The sequence below is a fragment of the Paenibacillus motobuensis genome, assembly GCF_039521865.1.
Taxonomy (GTDB): Bacteria; Bacillota; Bacilli; order Paenibacillales; family Paenibacillaceae; genus Fontibacillus; species Fontibacillus motobuensis.
On sequence record NZ_BAAACX010000021.1, the window covers coordinates 32,260 to 50,609 of the forward strand.

At 50.8% G+C, this 18,350-nt stretch carries 23 protein-coding genes; all 23 read right to left on the reverse strand.

Features of this window, described 5'->3' with window-relative positions; all coding sequences use genetic code 11:
- Positions 1-81: 81 nt before the first annotated feature.
- The 23 genes from ABD014_RS21425 to ABD014_RS21535 all read right to left on the reverse strand — a co-directional run bounded on the left by ABD014_RS21425 (position 82) and on the right by ABD014_RS21535 (position 18,310).
- Positions 82-1,800: a phospho-sugar mutase gene (locus tag ABD014_RS21425; protein WP_343864708.1), complete on the reverse strand. Its 1,719-nt coding sequence runs from the start codon at positions 1,798-1,800 to the stop codon at positions 82-84.
- Positions 1,801-1,926: 126 nt separating this feature from the next.
- Positions 1,927-2,349 carry a 3-hydroxyacyl-ACP dehydratase FabZ gene (gene fabZ, locus ABD014_RS21430; RefSeq protein WP_343864710.1) on the reverse strand — a complete coding sequence of 141 codons (423 nt, stop codon included), beginning with the start codon at positions 2,347-2,349 and terminating at the stop codon, positions 1,927-1,929.
- Between the two features lie 434 nt (positions 2,350-2,783).
- Positions 2,784-2,987, reverse strand: coding sequence for a DNA-directed RNA polymerase subunit beta (locus ABD014_RS21435; RefSeq protein ID WP_343864712.1), 204 nt, complete (start codon positions 2,985-2,987; stop codon positions 2,784-2,786).
- Positions 2,988-2,999: 12 nt separating this feature from the next.
- The gene (locus tag ABD014_RS21440) at positions 3,000-3,824 is read right to left on the reverse strand and encodes a flagellar hook-basal body protein (protein ID WP_343864714.1); all 825 of its coding nucleotides are present in this window, start codon (positions 3,822-3,824) and stop codon (positions 3,000-3,002) included.
- 29 nt (positions 3,825-3,853) lie between these two features.
- On the reverse strand, positions 3,854-4,750 hold the full coding sequence (locus tag ABD014_RS21445; protein WP_343864716.1) for a flagellar hook-basal body protein: 897 nt from the start codon (positions 4,748-4,750) through the stop codon (positions 3,854-3,856).
- A gap of 104 nt (positions 4,751-4,854) precedes the next feature.
- Complete coding sequence (gene mreB / locus ABD014_RS21450) at positions 4,855-5,853, reverse strand: rod shape-determining protein (RefSeq protein WP_343864718.1); 999 nt, start codon at positions 5,851-5,853, stop codon at positions 4,855-4,857.
- Positions 5,854-6,208: 355 nt separating this feature from the next.
- Entirely contained in the window at positions 6,209-6,493 is a 285-nt protein-coding gene (gene spoIIID, locus ABD014_RS21455; protein ID WP_068778933.1) for a sporulation transcriptional regulator SpoIIID, read from the reverse strand.
- A gap of 235 nt (positions 6,494-6,728) precedes the next feature.
- Positions 6,729-7,478, reverse strand: coding sequence for a peptidoglycan DD-metalloendopeptidase family protein (locus tag ABD014_RS21460; RefSeq protein WP_343864721.1), 750 nt, complete (start codon positions 7,476-7,478; stop codon positions 6,729-6,731).
- A 163-nt stretch (positions 7,479-7,641) separates the two neighbouring features.
- The gene (gene spoIID / locus ABD014_RS21465) at positions 7,642-9,054 is read right to left on the reverse strand and encodes a stage II sporulation protein D (RefSeq protein ID WP_343864723.1); all 1,413 of its coding nucleotides are present in this window, start codon (positions 9,052-9,054) and stop codon (positions 7,642-7,644) included.
- 404 nt (positions 9,055-9,458) lie between these two features.
- A complete protein-coding gene (locus ABD014_RS21470; RefSeq protein ID WP_343864725.1) occupies positions 9,459-10,202 on the reverse strand; it encodes a CoA-transferase subunit beta in 744 nt (247 codons plus the stop codon).
- Entirely contained in the window at positions 10,199-11,029 is an 831-nt protein-coding gene (locus ABD014_RS21475; RefSeq protein WP_343864727.1) for a CoA transferase subunit A, read from the reverse strand. The genes ABD014_RS21470 and ABD014_RS21475 overlap by 4 nt, the downstream gene beginning before the upstream one ends.
- An 18-nt stretch (positions 11,030-11,047) precedes the next feature.
- A complete protein-coding gene (locus ABD014_RS21480; protein ID WP_343864729.1) occupies positions 11,048-12,379 on the reverse strand; it encodes a CoA-disulfide reductase in 1,332 nt (443 codons plus the stop codon).
- A 60-nt stretch (positions 12,380-12,439) separates the two neighbouring features.
- A complete protein-coding gene (locus ABD014_RS21485; protein ID WP_343864731.1) occupies positions 12,440-12,871 on the reverse strand; it encodes a hypothetical protein in 432 nt (143 codons plus the stop codon).
- Complete coding sequence (locus tag ABD014_RS21490) at positions 12,828-13,100, reverse strand: EutN/CcmL family microcompartment protein (RefSeq protein WP_343864733.1); 273 nt, start codon at positions 13,098-13,100, stop codon at positions 12,828-12,830. Before ABD014_RS21490 ends, ABD014_RS21485 begins: the two co-directional genes overlap by 44 nt.
- A gap of 15 nt (positions 13,101-13,115) precedes the next feature.
- Complete coding sequence (gene pduL, locus ABD014_RS21495) at positions 13,116-13,784, reverse strand: phosphate propanoyltransferase (protein ID WP_343864735.1); 669 nt, start codon at positions 13,782-13,784, stop codon at positions 13,116-13,118.
- A gap of 13 nt (positions 13,785-13,797) precedes the next feature.
- Positions 13,798-14,073: a BMC domain-containing protein gene (locus tag ABD014_RS21500; RefSeq protein ID WP_127003347.1), complete on the reverse strand. Its 276-nt coding sequence runs from the start codon at positions 14,071-14,073 to the stop codon at positions 13,798-13,800.
- A 55-nt stretch (positions 14,074-14,128) separates the two neighbouring features.
- Positions 14,129-14,404: a BMC domain-containing protein gene (locus tag ABD014_RS21505; RefSeq protein WP_343864738.1), complete on the reverse strand. Its 276-nt coding sequence runs from the start codon at positions 14,402-14,404 to the stop codon at positions 14,129-14,131.
- 50 nt (positions 14,405-14,454) lie between these two features.
- A complete protein-coding gene (locus ABD014_RS21510) occupies positions 14,455-14,730 on the reverse strand; it encodes a BMC domain-containing protein (RefSeq protein WP_127003351.1) in 276 nt (91 codons plus the stop codon).
- Between the two features lie 55 nt (positions 14,731-14,785).
- Positions 14,786-15,286 carry a BMC domain-containing protein gene (locus tag ABD014_RS21515; RefSeq protein WP_343864741.1) on the reverse strand — a complete coding sequence of 167 codons (501 nt, stop codon included), beginning with the start codon at positions 15,284-15,286 and terminating at the stop codon, positions 14,786-14,788.
- The gene (locus ABD014_RS21520; protein ID WP_127003355.1) at positions 15,273-15,572 is read right to left on the reverse strand and encodes a BMC domain-containing protein; all 300 of its coding nucleotides are present in this window, start codon (positions 15,570-15,572) and stop codon (positions 15,273-15,275) included. The genes ABD014_RS21515 and ABD014_RS21520 overlap by 14 nt, the downstream gene beginning before the upstream one ends.
- A gap of 26 nt (positions 15,573-15,598) precedes the next feature.
- Positions 15,599-15,922: a BMC domain-containing protein gene (locus ABD014_RS21525; protein WP_343864744.1), complete on the reverse strand. Its 324-nt coding sequence runs from the start codon at positions 15,920-15,922 to the stop codon at positions 15,599-15,601.
- 27 nt (positions 15,923-15,949) lie between these two features.
- Positions 15,950-17,449, reverse strand: coding sequence for an aldehyde dehydrogenase family protein (locus tag ABD014_RS21530; protein WP_343864746.1), 1,500 nt, complete (start codon positions 17,447-17,449; stop codon positions 15,950-15,952).
- 39 nt (positions 17,450-17,488) lie between these two features.
- Entirely contained in the window at positions 17,489-18,310 is an 822-nt protein-coding gene (locus tag ABD014_RS21535; RefSeq protein ID WP_127003362.1) for a class II aldolase/adducin family protein, read from the reverse strand.
- Positions 18,311-18,350 lie beyond the last annotated feature (40 nt).

Genomic DNA, 18,350 nt, shown 5'->3' on the forward strand with positions numbered 1-18,350 from the left:
AAGTCGACTTAAATGTACGGCTATTCACTTCAAACAGGCCAATGCAGCTTTCAGCAGTATTGCGAAACAGAAGCTTATGCCTTAAGCGTCTATACGCGCTAATACTTCCTCTTCCAGCCGTTTCAATCTAGCCTTAGCATCCTCGTTGGACTCGCCGCAAACGGCGAAATAGCATTTAATTTTCGGTTCCGTTCCAGATGGACGCAGGCAGAACCAGGAACCATCCGCAAGCATAAATTTCAATACATTTTCCTTCGGAAGGCCTTCCAATCCAAGCGAGTAGTCAAGTACTTCCTTCACCTCAGAGCCAGCGATTTGCTGCGGCGGGTTGCTACGGAAGTCTTCCATCAGTGCGCCAATCTTGGCCACGCCGTCTTTGCCCTTCAATGTACGAGAAGCGAGCGACTCGCGATAGTATCCATACTTCGCATAGAGCTCCTCCAGCACATCGATCAGTGTCTTGCCTTGACGCTTATAATAAGCAGCCGCTTCACAGATCAGAGATGCGGCCACGATAGCATCCTTATCGCGGGCATAGTTGCCGGCCAAATAACCGTAGCTCTCTTCATATCCGAATAGATAAGTATGCTCACCAGTCTCATCGAACTGGTTCATTTTCTCGCCGATATATTTGAACCCGGTCAGGGTATTAAATACCGTAGCACCGTAGTGAAGAGCAATGGTCGCACCCATCTCACTCGTTACGATCGTCTTCACCACTGCGCCATTCTCAGGGAACTTGCCTGCTTCCTTCAATTGACCCAGCACGTAGTGAACCAGGATCGCACCCGATTGATTCCCGGTCAAAATCTCATATTCCCCATTCGCGGCTCTAACGACCGCTCCCATACGGTCAGCATCCGGGTCCGTTCCGATCAGAATGTCTGCTCCGACCTGCTTGCCAAGCTCAATCGCCATAGTGAACGCTTCGCGCTCCTCTGGGTTTGGAGATTTAACTGTGCTGAAATTGCCATCCGGCAACTCTTGCTCCTTCACGATATGAACCTGGGTGAAGCCGATCTTATCCAACACACGGCGCACTGGAAGATTCCCTGTACCATGAAGAGGAGTGAATACGACGACCAGATCCTTGGCTGCACCTGCAGCCATCAGCTCGCGATTCACACTGGTTGCCGCCACTGTCTCGGCGAAAGCTTCGTCTTCCGCCTCACCGAGCCAGACGAGCATCCCTTGCTGCTCAGCCTCTTCACGGCTCAGGCGCTTGATCCCGCCGAATGAAGTAACCTCACGAATATTGGCGATAACCTGCTCCGCTTCATGCGGTACCAATTGCCCTCCAAAAGCGTTATAAACTTTATATCCATTATATTCAGGTGGATTATGGCTCGCTGTTACGACAATCCCACCGGTTGCCCCTAATTCACGCACGGTGTAAGATAGCTGCGGCGTTGGACGCAGCGACGGGAACAGCTTGGTTACAATTCCATTGCCAGCGAGTACCAGCGCAGCCTCCAGAGCGAACTCCGGCGAGAAATGACGGCAATCATGGGCGATGACGACAGAAGGCTTCCCTTCCTGTCCGCCATGGGCTTGCAAAATATACTCAGCAAAGCCTTGTGTCGCCCGAGCCACCGTATAACGATTCATCCGGTTGCTGCCTGCACCGATAACACCGCGCAATCCACCTGTACCAAATTCAAGATCACGATAGAAGCGGTCTTCCAGCTCCACCGGATGATTCTCAAGCTGCTTCAGCTCCTGCTTCGTTGCTTCATCGATGGCAGGGTCCTGGAGCCAACTGTCCAGTCTTTCTCTTACATTCGTGCTAAGTTCAGCCATGATTACAAACTCCTCCTAACTATTTCTACGTCCATCCCCCAAATTTAATGGATAGACAGGTCTCCAACTACTAACCAATCTATGAGCTGTGAGAGGAAGCCATGCGTCGGCATCCTAAAACCATATTTATGACAAGGCAAACATAATTACGCCTTCGGCGACGACCTTGTCGTCCACCTTGGCAACGGCTTTGCCTTTACCGATGGAGCCCTTCAAGCGGATAATCTCTACTTCGAGACGCAGCGTATCGCCAGGCACAACTTGACCACGGAAGCGGAATTCATCGAGTCCAGCCAGAAAGCCAATTTTGCCTCGATTACTCTCTAAGTTCAAGATAGCTACAGCACCCACCTGAGCCAATGCTTCAGTAATTAACACACCCGGCATGACCGGATACTCCGGAAAGTGACCCGTAAAGAACGGTTCATTCACAGTAACATTCTTGATGCCGACGGCCCGTTTGCCTTCCTCCAGTTCTATAATACGATCCACCAGCAGGAACGGCGGGCGATGCGGTATAATCTCTTGAATCTGCTTAACATCCAGCATATGTATATCCCCTTTCTTAAATTAAATTATTCTTACTCTGTGTGAGTTGAAAAAGTTCGGTTTTCAGCACCGAGGCTTATGCTTCCGACAAGAAAACCTACCTTTGAATCGCGGTCGCTCAATCTTGAATTGGCCTCGATCCGGTTTTCTTATCAAAAGTGGACTTTTTGAACTACCTCTCTTAGTATAAAAAAAGCTAAAGTCGGTCACACTTTAATTATCCTTCGCAGCTGCAGAAGCGAGGGTTAAGATAAGGGGCTAATCCCGTGCAGCCACCGCTGTATAGGATTTAGCCCTTTCATTTTCGGATGAAAAGTCAAGCGCTTGAGTCCCCCATCATTATACATTCTCCCCACGTAAAAAGAAAACTCCCGTATTCGGGAGTTCTCCAACAATTAATCTAACATCTAGATGCACCTATCACTTTGTTCCCGCTAAGGAGCAAAGACCAGATCAAAGACATGACGCCAGGTGCTCCAGTCTAATACATCGTGAATATCCTGCTTGCCAAGTACAACGTACCCGGCAATCGCCCCACCGATCAAAGCGGCTGCGAAGAAGAGCAGTATAAGCACGATCCGCAGCGGGACAACCCACCATGCACGGTGCTTAACTTCCGGGTTATTCTTCTCTGTCATGAAGCGCTCCACCTACCCGCGTAAGTTATTAGCCAAATTCATCATTGTATCACTAGAAGTCAAGGCACGGGCCGAGAGCTGGTAAGCTCTTTGAACCTGCATTAATTCTGCCATCTCATCGGTTAGATTCACGTTGGAGGACTCCAGCGCTCCCTGACGGAGGCGAGCTTGCTGATCCTGAGGAAGAGCAAAGGTATCTACCAGTACATCCGCTTCCTGCGCGCCCGGAGCTATGACGAATAAGTTGCCATCTCTCTTCTGCAGCGCATCTGTACGAATCGGCGTATACAACTGAATCTGCCCAATCTGTTCGGCAGCTCCAGACCCAGCAACCGCTGTAATCCAGCCATGCTCGTCAATCTGCAGCTTGGAATTAGCAGGAACAACGATCCGTTCCCCATCCGTATTTAACAAGTAGTGACCATCATTAGTAACGAGCCAAGCAGATTCCGCATCATTCGGATCCGGTTGAATCATGAAGTTGCCCGCCCTTGTATAGGCCTTAATATTACCAGCTGTCATCACTGAAAACAAGGCATTTCCTTCAATCGCCAGATCTGTCGGAATATCCGTCTGCTTGATAGAGCCTTGTTCAAAGTTAACCTCCGCTCCAGCCATCATAGAGCCAAATCCCAGATTGAATCCACGCGGGGAGACCCGGCCAGGCAGTTCCATCCCTTTGGCTTGCTGTTGGACACGAGTCAGCGTATCTTCAAAAGTTGCTTCCTTGCGCTTGAATCCAACTGTATTTAGATTGGCCATATTGTCGGCAAGCAAATCCAGACGCTGCTGGATACCGCTCATGGATACCATGGCACTGATCATGGAGTTATTCATGTAGCACCTCCTATATTACTTATACAATGCTATACCTTGCCAACCTCATTAACCGCTTTGTCCAAGCTCTTGTCATAGTACTGAACGATCTTCTGGTTGGACTCATAGGCGCGCTGAGCAGCCATTAAGTCAACCATGGATTGAGCAGGGTCGACATTGGATACTTCAAGATAGCCCTGGCGGACTTCTGCCCCTTCCCGATTCGTCAATGGTCTGACATTAGGACCTAATCCGGCTACTTCACGATATACTCCGTTGCCATCACGAACCAATTCCTGCGGACGGTCAGCAACCGAGATGCCCAGATTACCTACATCCTCACGAATTCCCGCATCATTATAATAGAAGAGCCTTCCGACACTATCACTCTGCAAGGAATCGATCGATACGCCAGCAGGCAGCACGACAGGATTGTGGTCCATATCAAGCACCCGATACCCTTGCGATGTCAACAGAGCTCCATCAGGAGCTACTGTGAAGTTCCCATCTCTCGTATATCGCAATTGGTTGTCCTTATCCATCACAGTAAAGAAAGCTTCCGGACGATAAAATACTTCTCCGTTATCATCCACATATTTGCCCGAGGCATCGAAAGGAATCAATTCCCCGGTTGCAGGATGATTCATACCGATACTCGAGAGTAGCGCGAAGTCCGACCTCTTGCCCGTCTCCTTCAGATCTCCTTGGGCGTAAGATGCCAAGCTCTCTTCCGCAAAGACCCCCGTGGCCAGCTTGCCGATTCTGCGATTATTACCAGACTGCTTGTCTCCAATAATCGAGATTAGCGTCTCCGGGAAAGAATGCGCAACTGAGCTCACCTGCTTATACCCTGGAGTATTGATGTTCGCAATATTTTGTGTAATCGTATCATGACGCCGTTGTTCGGTTATCATTCCTGATGCAGCAGTATAAAGTCCCCTGATCATGGACATGCCTCCAAATTCAAACTTGCTGCCTCGACCGCGGTTCCCCCGTCTTACGCCGATGCAGCACCGATGATTTCATTTGATATACAGAATATATCGGTCGATTAGAATCTTTTCTTAATGGCCTTGTCCAAATTGTCGAGCATAATGCCCGTTCCTTTCACAACGCAATGCATCGGATCCTCGGCAATCAACACCGGAACATGCAGCTCCTCAGCCAATAGCTCGTCCAACCCATGCAGCAGCGCGCCGCCACCCGTCAGAATAACGCCACGATCGATGATGTCTGCTGACAGCTCCGGTGGAGTCCGCTCAAGCACCGACTTGGCCCCGGCCACAATCGTGGCAACCGAGTCGAATAGAGCTTCCTGAATCTCCTTCGATGTAACTGTCACTGTTAGTGGAAGTCCTGACACCATGTCTCTGCCGCGAATGTCCATATCTGCGACACGGCCAGAAGGATGTACCGTACCTACGCCAATCTTGATATCCTCTGCCGTACGTTCACCGATCAAGAGCTTGTACTTTCCTTTAATATATTTAATAATGGCGGAATCAAACTTGTCGCCGGCGATCTTGATAGACGAGGAAGTAACGATGTCCCCCATCGAGAGTACCGCTACATCCGTCGTCCCACCGCCGATATCGACAACCATATTGCCGCTCGGTTCAAAAATATCCATACCCGCCCCGATTGCCGCAGCCTTCGGTTCTTCTTCCATGAAGACTTCCTTGGCGCCGCTTCGCTCGGCGGCTTCTCGAATCGACTTCTGCTCCACCGACGTAATATTCGTAGGAGCGCAGATCAAAATCCGGGGATGGCTGTACCAACTCTTGCCTCCCACGCGATCGATGAAATACTTCATCATCGTCTCAGTAACATCAAAATCAGCAATTACGCCGTCACGCAAAGGTCTGATCGCAACGATATTTCCTGGCGTACGTCCAACCATTCGCCTTGCATCCTCACCTACGGCGAGCACACGCTTGGCGTCATTATCAATGGCGACTACAGACGGTTCGTCAAGAACCACCCCTTTTCCTTTGACATGAATCAGTACATTCGCTGTACCCAAATCAATACCAATATCCTTGCTCATCATTACGATGCTCCCCCAAAGGTTTTTTGTTGACATTTAAAGGGACGGTCTATATGTAACGTGACACCGTTCTCTAATGTCGGCGAACTATTAGTTCAATATAGACTGCCCCAGCCGGCAATTAAGATCATCTTCTTCAAGCCGATGCGTAAGGCAATCCAAGATACTAAACATGGTAAATGCGTCCCAATTTCCTGGTGCAGTCAATCGACAGAACGGTGCCTAAATCCGTGAAAATTCGGGTCCAATGGATAAAAATCCACTTTGTTATACCATATTTAAAAATACCATACTTTGGGGGATGTGTTCAATGATAATCCTAAAGTCCCACTCGTAAATCATGATGAATGTCTGAAATTTAACGTGCTGAGCTAATTACCTCCCGTTTGTTCTGTCCCTTCTTCTTATACTTGATCTTAGTTGCTTCTCCTCCGCGAAGATGTCTGATCGACTTATGGTATTCGAGAATGTGCTTCACCTGATCAGCTAGATCCGGATTGATCTCCGGCAGACGCTCGGTTAAATCCTTGTGCACCGTGCTTTTCGATACGCCGAATTCCTTAGCTATGGTCCGTACCGTGTGCCGAGTCTCCACGATGCAGCGACCAATTTTAATCGTCCGTTCTTTGATGTAATCGTGCACGCTCCCGCCTCCCTACTCGAGATAGTTTGGTACATTATATGAGGGGCGTGCCCATATATTCTTTGTTTCCAAGCCTGACAAGCCTAAGCGAGGCCAAATATTTTAAATAAACCATAAAAAATAACAACAAAAGAAGCAAAGAGCCCTGCTCCTTGCTTCCTGTCATTGCCTGACGAGACGTACATTCCACGCTATTCGCGATTATAATTTGTACGCCGCAAGCCGTAATTATTATTTATTTCTCATTCTTAGGCAATACATTGGCCGGGTTCACCAACTCGTCATTCTCATACACTGCGAAATGAACGTGGTTGCCAAGATCTTTCTCAAGCTCATTGCGTCCAGAGCTGGCGATTACGTCGCCTTGCTTCACTTCAGCGTTCATCTCTACCTTGACATCGGACAAGCTCTCATACACAGTCTTCAAGTTGTTCGCATGAGTAATCTCTACAACATACCCGATCAGCGGAACTTCCTCTGCCCGGGTAACCTTGCCGCTCATCGCCGCTTTCACTTCAAACGGCTGATCATCCTTGCGGGCCAGATCAATACCTGTGTTCGCCCTGAACGTATCATTGTATTGAACGAGCGCCGCTTGATGGTCCTCAGCACTTCCGTCCTTATCATAGAACGGTTTGACAACGGTAACGTCGGCTACGTTAGCAACAGGCCATGCCAGATCCTCAGCGGAAGCGATCGTCTCAGCAGCTTCTTCTCCTTGCTTCCCGTCCACTTTCCCTGTTGTCCCCTGACTGTCTTCAATAGATTGCGAGACACTGGCAGGGGCGTCTTTTGGCTTTTGGCTGGCATCCTGATAGACCCACACTAACGTTAGTATAATTGCCACTGCCGCCACGTAAATCGCCGGGAATACCCATCTTTTCGCGAATACTCTCTTCCACGCGGACACCGGTGCTACCGGTTCTCCCATTGTAATTTTAGGAGATTCCTCATGGTTCTTCTTTTTACTATTTTGTTCATTCATTGCCTCATCACCTCAATAACCATTGTTACCGAGGCTATTGCTTTTATACTTGTCTATACTAATTTTTTTTGAAAATTGGAAGAGGCCAAAGATTACACTCTATTGAACATAGCTATCTTGAGAACAAAGGCAAAACTAGTTGTATGTTATACACTCATTTTCACTAGCTTCTAGTAATCGATCTATGACCTAAAACATCGGATACTTGGTTGAAGGAAACCCCGGTATAGTAGTGTTTGAGAATCTGCGTGGTCGTATAGCCCTGCTTGGCCATCCCGTTCGCTCCCCACTGGCTCATGCCTACACCATGACCGGAACCATAGGTTGTGATCTTCACCTGGGAGCCATCCAGTTCCATGGTGAACTGACTAGAGCGAAGCTCAAGCTTCTCACGGACTTCCCGCCCGCTATAAGTCTTGTCACCGATCTGAATGTTCTTCACCCGACCCCCGGCCGTTACGGACAATACTTTGAACAGGTTAGAGATACCCTTCGAACCGCTGCTTCCAAGCGCTGATATGGCTGGAGCCTGCTGCCCCAGCTTTGCGAATACCTCATAAACGCTCTGTTCCACGGTGACTTCATTCTGCGGATTAAGCTGAAGCTCCCACGGACTGGAGACACTGCGAAGATAGGGCACTGGCTCGGACCAGTAATCCTCCGAATTCTCAGTATGCCCACCGCTGGAGGAGAAGAAGGAGGCCGTAATAGGGCGACCTTGGTAGGTCATAATAATGCCACGCGTCAGTTCAACAGCCTGCTGCAGCTTCTGCAAATCCTTGCCGCGCCCCTCTCTCTTCCATGCTTGCAGCGAGTCACTGGATACATAGGCTTGATGTTCCACCGTGTCTTTTACATCGGCGCTGCCGCCAGGCACGCCGCTCGTATCGCCGGCGGCAAGCCGGCGAACAATGAAGGTGCGGGCGGCAATCGCCTGCGCCTTCAGGGCCGCGAGCTCAAAGTCCGTCGGCATTTCGGCGGCCAGCACGCCGGTGACGTACTCCTCGAGCGGCAGCGTCTCCACCTGGCCCGTGCGTGTCAGATATACGCGCACGGGCGTCTGATCGGGATCGGCCGCCTCACGGCCCGATCCCGCTATCTCTCCTCCGGCCTGGCCTTCGGCCGGCGAATGCACCGCCGCCGCGATGCCGGCAGCGTCCTGCGCCTGCGGCGCCCCGCGCTGTACGAGCAGCGCCGGGAGCAGCACGGCCAGCGCGCCTACGGCCGCAAGCGCAGCCAGCCCACCGAACCTTCTTCCCCCGCTGCCAAGGCGGAAGAAGGTTCGGCCCGCAGATGGCGGCTTCTGTGCCGCCAGGCCTCTATGAGCCGGCCTGTCTATTACCGCGCCTTCTTCTATATCATTTGCCGGAGTCTGAATCTCCGGCTCCCGGTTCCGGCAAGTCCGATTGGTTTGAACGGACACCGCTTTACTATGAGCATTGGCTCCATTGATCCTTCGGTCAGATGCTTTAGTTACTGGCCATCCTTGCTGACCGCTGCCTTCGCTTTCTCTATTAATGCTCTGCCCCCCTCTATCGGATGTTCTTATTCTTAAGGTGCTCCGTCCTTCATTCATCGAGTCTATAACCTCCATCCAAATGCTTATCTGCCTCTAAATCCTCTATTACATATGGAGAGTTCCCATATGTTCCGCGCGAGCATTATCCTTATGGCAACCCTCTCTACTACTTTTTATGCAAAAAGTAGGCTGCACATACCTGAAAAATAAGCGATTGGATTCGGAGATGGCGATGTTTCTCGAACTCTATAAATGAGAAAAAGGCTGGAAGAGTCGGAAATCACGAGAAAAAACGAGAAACATGAGCCTTTAAAGAAATAAAAAATCTGCTAGAAACCAGAAGTATAAATCAAACCAGTAGCTTTTGCAGGGTAGCACATACGATTTGGCTTGGGTTGAAGTCTCAAACCACTAAAAAAGCCTCCCAATATGGCGCATAACCACATCGAAAGGCTTGAATTTTACATCTCCTTGGCACGGTAGTCGAAAGGATCGATTTGCCTTAACATACCTATCTCGCGCTCCGTAGGCAAGGGGGTATAACGGATCTCATCGTATTGCAGCTGGAAGCCCGTGTTCGCGGCAACCTCTTCAAGCGAGGAGGTTGGATGGATGGAATCGAGGTACAGGCTGCCATTCTTGAATTCGAAGACGCATAGATTCGTAACGATCTTCCATAGATTGCCCCGGGTCGTCACAAAATCAACCTTCTCCACAAAGGTACGCTTGTCATGCTTCGTACGCCAGATAATGGCCCGCTTCGCCGTCGGAATCAGCACCGCGCTGCCTGCACCGCCTGGCAGACGAACCTTCGGCTTATGATAATCGCCGATCACCGAGGCATTGACATTGCCCGCAACATCGAACTGGACACCGCCGAGGAAAGCCACATCAAGCCCGCCGCGCATGGACAGATCAAATACATATTCTAGCGGAAAATAAGCTTCTCCGGTCGCCAGCAGCTCAGAACCAGCTGAAGAATAGGACGGCTTCTTGATTGAAGCGGGATTAACCCCGCCGGGAATGTTTAGATGAACAAGATTAGGCGCATGCATATGTTTTGCCAGCGCCATTGCTACCATCGGCATTTGCGAGGATACCCCGTGAAATACACGGTCCTCGTCCTGCAGCAATCTTGCCATGGCGCAGACCATAATATCGCACACTCTTGGCTCGGTGCTTTTATTCATTAGGTTTATATTCATCTCAATCCACCTGCCTTAAAACCTCTATCCTTCATCTCGTATTCGTTCAAATAGATACCTATTTCTTCGGCCTTGAGCTTCTTGAAACGCTCGATAGCCTTGGTATCGGCATCATAAGCCTTCTCTACCGAGCATGGCGCCGCGCCTCTCGGGGCATGTACGACCGCGTTGACCAGAAACCCGGGAATATCAACCTGGTCGGGACGCATGCGAATTTTGCTGCGGGGCACAATCTTCTCCGCTGTTACGATCACTTTGCTTGCCGCACGGCTGATTAGCGCATCCTCGAATTTCGGCCCATGGATGACAGCATTGCCTAGATCATCCGCCTCTTGGACATGAACAACGGCAATATCCGGGATGATTGCCTTAACGACCGTTACAGGCTCGCCGCCGAATGGATCCTGAATCACGCGGAAATAATCGGCCACCTGAAGAAGATCGCCCGCTTTAAGACCGGCGACAGGCATAAACGGCGCGCCCGACGCCGCTGCTCTTAAGGAGCAAATGACGGTGTAACAGGCATGCTCATTGCCGATCACTTGACCGCCTTCCACCGCTTTGCGGTAATGCATCGCCAGGCCGAACTCCGTCTCATAGCTGACAAAGCCCGCATCGACGGATGCAACGCTGCCGGCGGCGCACAGCAGGTCGATATCATGGGCGCCCGCAGTCTTGATAATGCGAAGATTCCTTCGTCGCTGGCGGGCTATTTCCCGTACCATCGCCATTGGGGCACGATGGAGGACATTCCCCCCGAAGGAAATTCGGTCGCCATCGCGGACTAGCCCTGCCGCTTCTTCCAAACTCATTATTTTAGAACTCATCGGTTTCTCCCTCCCTGGCTACTTCGCTGCATTACAAGCAATATGAACGGCATCCCATACTCCGGCAAAAGGCGGCGCATAGCATAGATCAACCATGCCAAGCTCACGGGACGTCATTCCGGCATGGATCGCGACGGCAAAAATATCGATCCGCAGGACGACTCCTTTCTGGCCGATGCCCTGGGCTCCCAACAGAACCTGCGTCCGCTTGTCATAGATCAGCTTGAACTGGATTGGCGTCGGATCAGGATAATATTTCGGGTGATCCCCGGAAGTCACGAATACAGTCGCATAATCGATGCCGAGTCTTTTGGCATCCGCTTCCGACATCCCCGTCCGGCCAAGCTCCAGTCCCAATACTTTAATCGCTGCACTTCCCAGTGTACCGATGAACTTCTCATGCTTGCCAAGTATATTGCTGCCGGCGATCCGTCCGCATTTATTGGCCGTCGTACCGAGCGGAATGAATGTATTCTCCTCCATCACCCGGCTGTACACTTCGGCGCAGTCGCCTGCGGAGTAGATATCCTCGACGCTGGTCCGCATCTCTCGATCAATAATCACGGCTCCGTTGCGTGCCAGAGCAACGCCTGAGCCCTGCAGGAAATCGGTATTCGGCCTGACGCCGATGGACAGGATAACCAGATCAGCTGGATAGCTGCCTTTATTCGTCTGCACGCCTTGTACTTTACCGTCTCCCGTGATCGCCTGCACCATCTCTCCCAGATTTAGCTGGACACCATGCTGAAGCAGTTCCTCTGTTGCCACATCGGTAATCTCTTGATCAAAAGTCTTCAGAATACGTTCGCCAAGCTCGATCACCCGCACACGCTTACCTAGTTCGACCATCGCCTCTGCGACCTCTATTCCGATATAACCCGCCCCCACAATAACGACATCCTGGACACCCGGCTGTGCAACGAACTGCTGCATGGCAATGCCATCCTCCAGTGTCTTTAGCACCTGAACCCCGTCCAGTTCCCTGCCCAACAGGTTCGGGACGATGGGCCTCGTCCCCGTAGCGATCATCAGCTTATCGTAGGATTCCATGAATACCCGGTTGCGCTCCAGATCCTTGACCATAATTTGCTTGCTGCCCGGAATGACCTTGAGTACCTCATGTCTCAGATGCGTCTCAATACCGGATTCCTCGAATTTCTCACGCGGGCGGGCGATCATTTTCGTATAATCATCATTTACACCGGATACATAATAGGGCAAACCGCAAGCTCCATAAGACAGAAAGCTCCCTTTTTCATATACGACTACTTCCGTATTCTGATCGGTACGTTTGAGCTTAGAAGCCGCAGACATGCCGGCTGCAACCCCTCCAATCACAACTACCTTCACGATGACTTCCCCTCTTTCTGCATGGAGAGGATTTCCGCTTCCGCTTGTTGAAGCGCCTCCTCAACCGTCAATTCTGCTTGAAAAGCTTTGCTTATTTATTTTACCGTACAGCACGCCCAGCACCTCGCCGGCATGATCCATCATCGGCAGAGGCCGCGCACAGTTCTCTATCATATGAAGATGGGCAGAGTACCAACCATATCGTTCCGCATCCTTATTATAGGTAGAACGTCTTACCGGTGAACCTGCGCTGCGGCCGATGATTCGTTCCACCTGTGGTGATGTCAAATACTTAAGCAGTGCATTGGCTTCTTTCTTCTTATATGATCTCGAATTGATAGCGAAGCTCCAGGTTACATTCCAGGCTGTTCTTAACGCCGCGAAGCCGATATCCTCGGGCTGCTCGCCAGCACCCGGATCGTCTCTGTCACTTAGGCTCCCTCCCTCGCTACGGCTGTTCGGACAAGTCGATGATCGGCTCGTTATCGACAATTCCTACGACAAGCGCATCGATGGGAGCGTTTTTGGTTAACGCATGTTGGTTGCTCTCCCCGAATGACACGATAACCTGCTGGCCTACACCGGCCCCCATGACATCGGCAGCCACAATAACCTCGGATTTATCTGAATATTGCGGGCGGATGAGCAGCAGCTTATAGCCCTGAAGCGAGTCATATTTGCGGGAAGATACCACATTGCCTATTACTCTACCAATAATCATCCCATTGTCCTCACTTTACGATTTAATAATCTCCACTATATCTCCCGTCTTAAGCCCAAAAGCATTGCCATCGTCAGTATCAATATGCATATCGAGCGCAAAATCATCTCTGACGCGAATCATGACCTCGTCCATCAAACCGCCCCTTGGACCGCTGATCTTCACTTGAACCTTCTGTCCATTCCAGACGCCGAAGGCTTCCGCATCGGCAAGCGTCATATGAATATGTCGCTCGGCTATGATACAGCCTTGATCGATAACGACAGTTCCCTTCGGGCCGACCAGGGTGATGCCAGGTGTTCCTCGATGTACGCCGGATTGGCTTACCGGCGGAGTAACGCCAAGCCTTCTGGCATCGCTGGGGGCTACTTCCGCTTGAGTGTCTTTGCGCAGCGGACCTAGAATACGGACCTTCTCAATCTTGCCTTTCGGACCGATCAAGGTGACTTGCTCATTCGCTGCGAACTGGCCAGGCTGGGATATATCCTTGAACTTGCTCAGCTCATATCCCGGCCCGAACAAAGCATCCAGATGTGCGCGGTTCACATGCACATGCCTGGCGGATATGCCTACCGGCACATATTTCTGAGGCTCCCCAGAGGGAGCCAATCCGACTTTGCTGAGTTCTTCCAGCACAAGCTTCGTAATCGTCTCTGCTAATTCAGCTGTTATTGGTTGTGTCATAGGATCACCGCTACTAGTTCATGCTTGGGAGAAGCTTTACGACATCCCCATGCGGTCTCGGTATAACGTGTACAGCGATAAGCTCGCCGATTCGCTGCACTGCTTCAGCTCCGACTTCAACCGCAGCCTTGACTGCACCAACCTCGCCCTTAACCATAACACTTACCAACCCGGAGCCGATCTTCTCCGTCCCTACAATCTCTACATTCGCTGCCTTCAGCATAGCGTCGGCTGCTTCAATCGCTGCCGTTAAACCTCTGGTTTCAATGACGCCTAAAGATTCGTTCATGCTGTAACCTCCATATTCCATGTTTTTTATGTGCCGCTCAGCACTTTCACAGCAACTATTTCAGCATCGGAAGCAGCTTGGCTACATCGCTATGCGGTCTTGGAATAACATGTACCGCTACCAATTCGCCTACTCGCTGAGCCGCTTCAGAACCCACTTCTGCCGCTGCTTTCACGGCGCCTACATCACCGCGGACAATAACCGTTACTAATCCGGAACCGATCTTCTCTGTGCCTGCGATTTCCACATTCGCTGCCTTCAGCATAGCGTCGGCTGCTTCAATCGCTGCCGTTAAACCTCTCGTCTCGATAATTGCGATAGATTCGTTCATGGGATATGCCTCCTCGATTTTTTATACATTTAATCCTGTCACAGGAACGATTACTTCAGCATTGGAAGAAGCTTGGCCACATCGTTATGCGGTCTTGGAATAACATGTACCGCCACCAGTTCACCGATTCTTTGCGCTGCTTCAGAGCCTACTTCGGCCGCCGCTTTTACGGCACCTACATCACCGCGGACAATAACCGTTACTAATCCGGAACCGATCTTTTCTGTGCCTACGATTTCCACATTTGCTGCTTTCAACATAGCGTCGGCTGCTTCAATCGCTGCCGTTAAACCTCTGGTCTCGATGATTGCGATAGATTCGTTCATAGGATTGATTCCTCCTGGTCATATTGTGTATTATCTGCCTTACGATCCAGCTCCGTTATTTTTTGTTCTTTGTCCCTTTGCTGGTACTGGAAGTCTTTATTTGACCCTGCGACTTTTGCCTCTGGACTGCACCTGCCTGCTTTTGAACCGGTTGTTTGCTGTTCTCTGCCTTCGGCTGTCTAATGTTTGTTTCTACCTGTTCTTCCACCGTCTCTTGTTGTTCTGGCTGTCGTATCTCTGCCGCTGCTTCCATCGCTTCCGCCTCTAGCTGTGCTGGAATAATGAACTTCATGATTTCAGCATGAGGCTTTGGAATTACCAGGCTCATTTTGAGCGGATTACGCGGCTTCTTGGCGCATACTTCTCTGGCAGCTTTGACGGCTGCCGTGACACTGCCAATGCTGCCTCCGACTATCAGCGTGACAAGCCTTCCCCCCAGATACTTCTCGGCACCGAGCAGTTGAACATGAGACGTCTTGCACATCTCATCGACCAGTTCCAGTGCAGTTGCAAAATGCTGGGCTTCTACAACGCCAATCGCCTCATAGCTCTTCATCTTCATTCTCCATTCTGTCCACCGGGATTAAGGAACGGATTCCTTCATAGGGGTTATTGATCGCGTGAACAGCGATGATTTGCCCCGTACGGCCCGCCTCTTCCTCTCCAATCTCTAAAGCAGCCTGTACAGATGCGGTGGAACCCTTGATCAGAACCGTTACATATCCGGCACCTGATTTCTCAAATCCGGCCACTTCAATGTAGGCGCATTTGATCATCATATCCGCGGCACGGATCGCAGCGGTCATTCCGATCGTCTCGACCATTCCTAGGGCTTCTCTCAAATTCATCCCCCCTGCTGGCAATCTGTCTACTTGCGTTTCACCTTCCCGATCGGGAGCAAGGCATGCAATTCACTGGAGCTTGAAGGGATGCAACGGATCATCACCTCATTGGGAGTTACATGCTCACAGGCCGTCTCATACGCAACTTCAAGCGCAATCCTCACATCGCTGATAGGACCGGTGAACTTCACCTGTACCATCACCGGGATGACGGCATTACTCTCATCCGGCGGGTTGTTGCAATCCATGCCGTGAACTGTAATATTGGCAGCCTTGCACGCCTTGTCTGCCGCTGCGAGCGCTACACTGTAGCCTTGAACTTCTAGGAAACCAACCGCGTAACGATCCATCTTTCATCACCTCTTGATAGCTGCAAATTATATGATCCGGAATGCACCCTCAGCCAACACGCAGCGTCTTTGTCTCGTGAAGGTTCTCGCGGAGGTTATGCCCTCGCCCGTCGGTCCTGCAATGGTCATCGTTGTATGCCCCTCTCCGCCAAAGCCGACGCCGGCCAAAGAAGATGCATTCTTCACAAAAATCGTCGTCCCAATAGCACGGGCAAACCGCGTTAAATGGTCAACATTGCGCGAATGCATCATTGCCGTATGGCGGTTTCCATGCTCCGCTTTAACCGCCATGTCTATCGCCTCATCCAGGTTCTTCACCCGTACGATCGGCAGAATCGGCATCATTTGCTCTAATTGGACAAACGGATGATCGAAATCCACCTCACAAATCAGCAGCTCCACCTCTCTGCCCGGATTCACGCCCAACTTGTCCAGGAAGGTCGACGCATCCTTGCCGATCCAGTCCTTCACTGTGTGGTACACTCGCTTCGTATCGAGGGAGCAGCCCCGGGCAACCTGCTGTTCGTTCGCCTCTAGTGCAAAGGCCATGATCTGCTCAAGCTCGTGTTGATCGAGGCGGTATGCCCCGTTGTTCATCATGTGATATATAAGATCGTCGGCTGCGGAATCGACGACGAACACTTCCTTCTCAGCAATACAGAGAATGTTGTTATCGAACGATGCCCCTTTAATAATCTCCTTGGCTGCATGCTCCAAATCCGCCGTCTCATCTACAACGACCGGCGGATTTCCGGCGCCTGCGCCGATCGCTTTTTTGCCTGAGCTCAGCAGCGCTTTGACAAGGCCTGGTCCGCCGGTGCCGACCAGTAATTTCGTCTCCGGAGCAGCTACGATCTGATCAAGTGTATCCTTCGTAGGCTCTTTTACCATCGTCACCAGGTTCTCTGGACCGCCGGCGGAAATGATCGCTTGATTGATCATTTGCACTGCGTAAGCACTGCATTTCTTGGAGGAAGGATGAACATTAAAGACGACCGCATTCCCTGAAGCAATCATCCCGATTGAGTTGTTAATAATCGTCTCTACGGGATTCGTTACAGGAGTCACGGCTCCTATGACGCCGAACGGCCCTTGCTCTACAATTGTCAGACCGCCATCTCCGGAAAATGCTAGCGTTTTCAAATCTTCGGTGCCCGGAGTTTTGGTCGCTGTCAATTCCAGCTTGTCCAGCTTATGCGCCAGCTTGCCGAGCTTCGTCTCGGTCACAATCATCTGCGCAAGTTCTTGCTTGTTCGCAAGCGTCGCTTGGCGAATCGCCGCAATCATGGCTTCGCGGTCTTCCAGCCTGTAGTTCTTCATCAAATCGGCCTGCGCTTGATATGCCGCCTTCACAGCATCCTCAACCTGATTGAACACTCCATGATCTCCGACAGTACCAGCTTCAGCTTGTTGTATCGATTCGGCCTGCGGAGTTGCGGCAGGTGAAACTGTATCCGTCAGCTTCTTCTCGATATTGGTAATAACACTGTTAACAATTTTCTGAACGTCCGCTTCCGTTAAATTCATCGATGCTTCACCTCTCTGATCTTTAACTTTTCGCTTGCTCTAATGTCCCAGAGGAAGTCTTCTCATCACTTCTTCCGTCACCTTGGCTACGATCGTCTGAATCAAATCCTGCTTGTCTGCTTCCTGCACCGCCTGCCCAGGCGTCTGTCCGTCTGGCCGTTCCGGCGAATCCGTACGGCAGGTCAACGTACCGCCTGTCTTGATCCCCATGTTCTCCCTGATCTTAATCAGCTCGGTTAATTGCTCGCAGGTTAGTTCCTGTACCTGATTTGTAATTTTCTTAGTAAGAATGACTGTCATGGCATAATGCTCCAGAGACTCCATACGGAAGTAAGCCTCCATAATGTCCCTGCCCCAAGTCAAGGCACCGTGATTAGCCAGCAATACTGCGTTATAGTCCTTACAGTAAGGAGCGATTGAATCCGGTACCTCCTGCGTGCTTGGTGTTGCATATGGAGCAACAGGCACATTTCCCAGCAAAATGACACCCTCCGGTGAATAAGCCTGATCCAGTCCGATCCCGGCAATAGCGAACGCCGTCGCCGCCTGCGGATGCGCATGGACTACTGCATTGACATTCGGATTCTCCTTGTAAACTCTCAGATGCATCTTGATCTCTGAAGAAGGCTTCAACTTGCCAGCCAACACCTTGCCGTTCAGATCCACCTTCACTAACATATCCGGTGTCATGAAGCCTTTGCTGACACCCGTAGGTGTCGCCCAAATCGCATTCGGTCCGGTTTTCACCGATATATTTCCATCATTCGCCGCTACAAAGCCCTTCGCATAAACTCGTCTGCCAATTTCACATATCATCTTCTTCGCTTCGAAATCACTTAAATATTTCTGATTATCCAGCATGTAGTCACCTCCTGAATTCTCTTGCAAGCAAAAAACATAA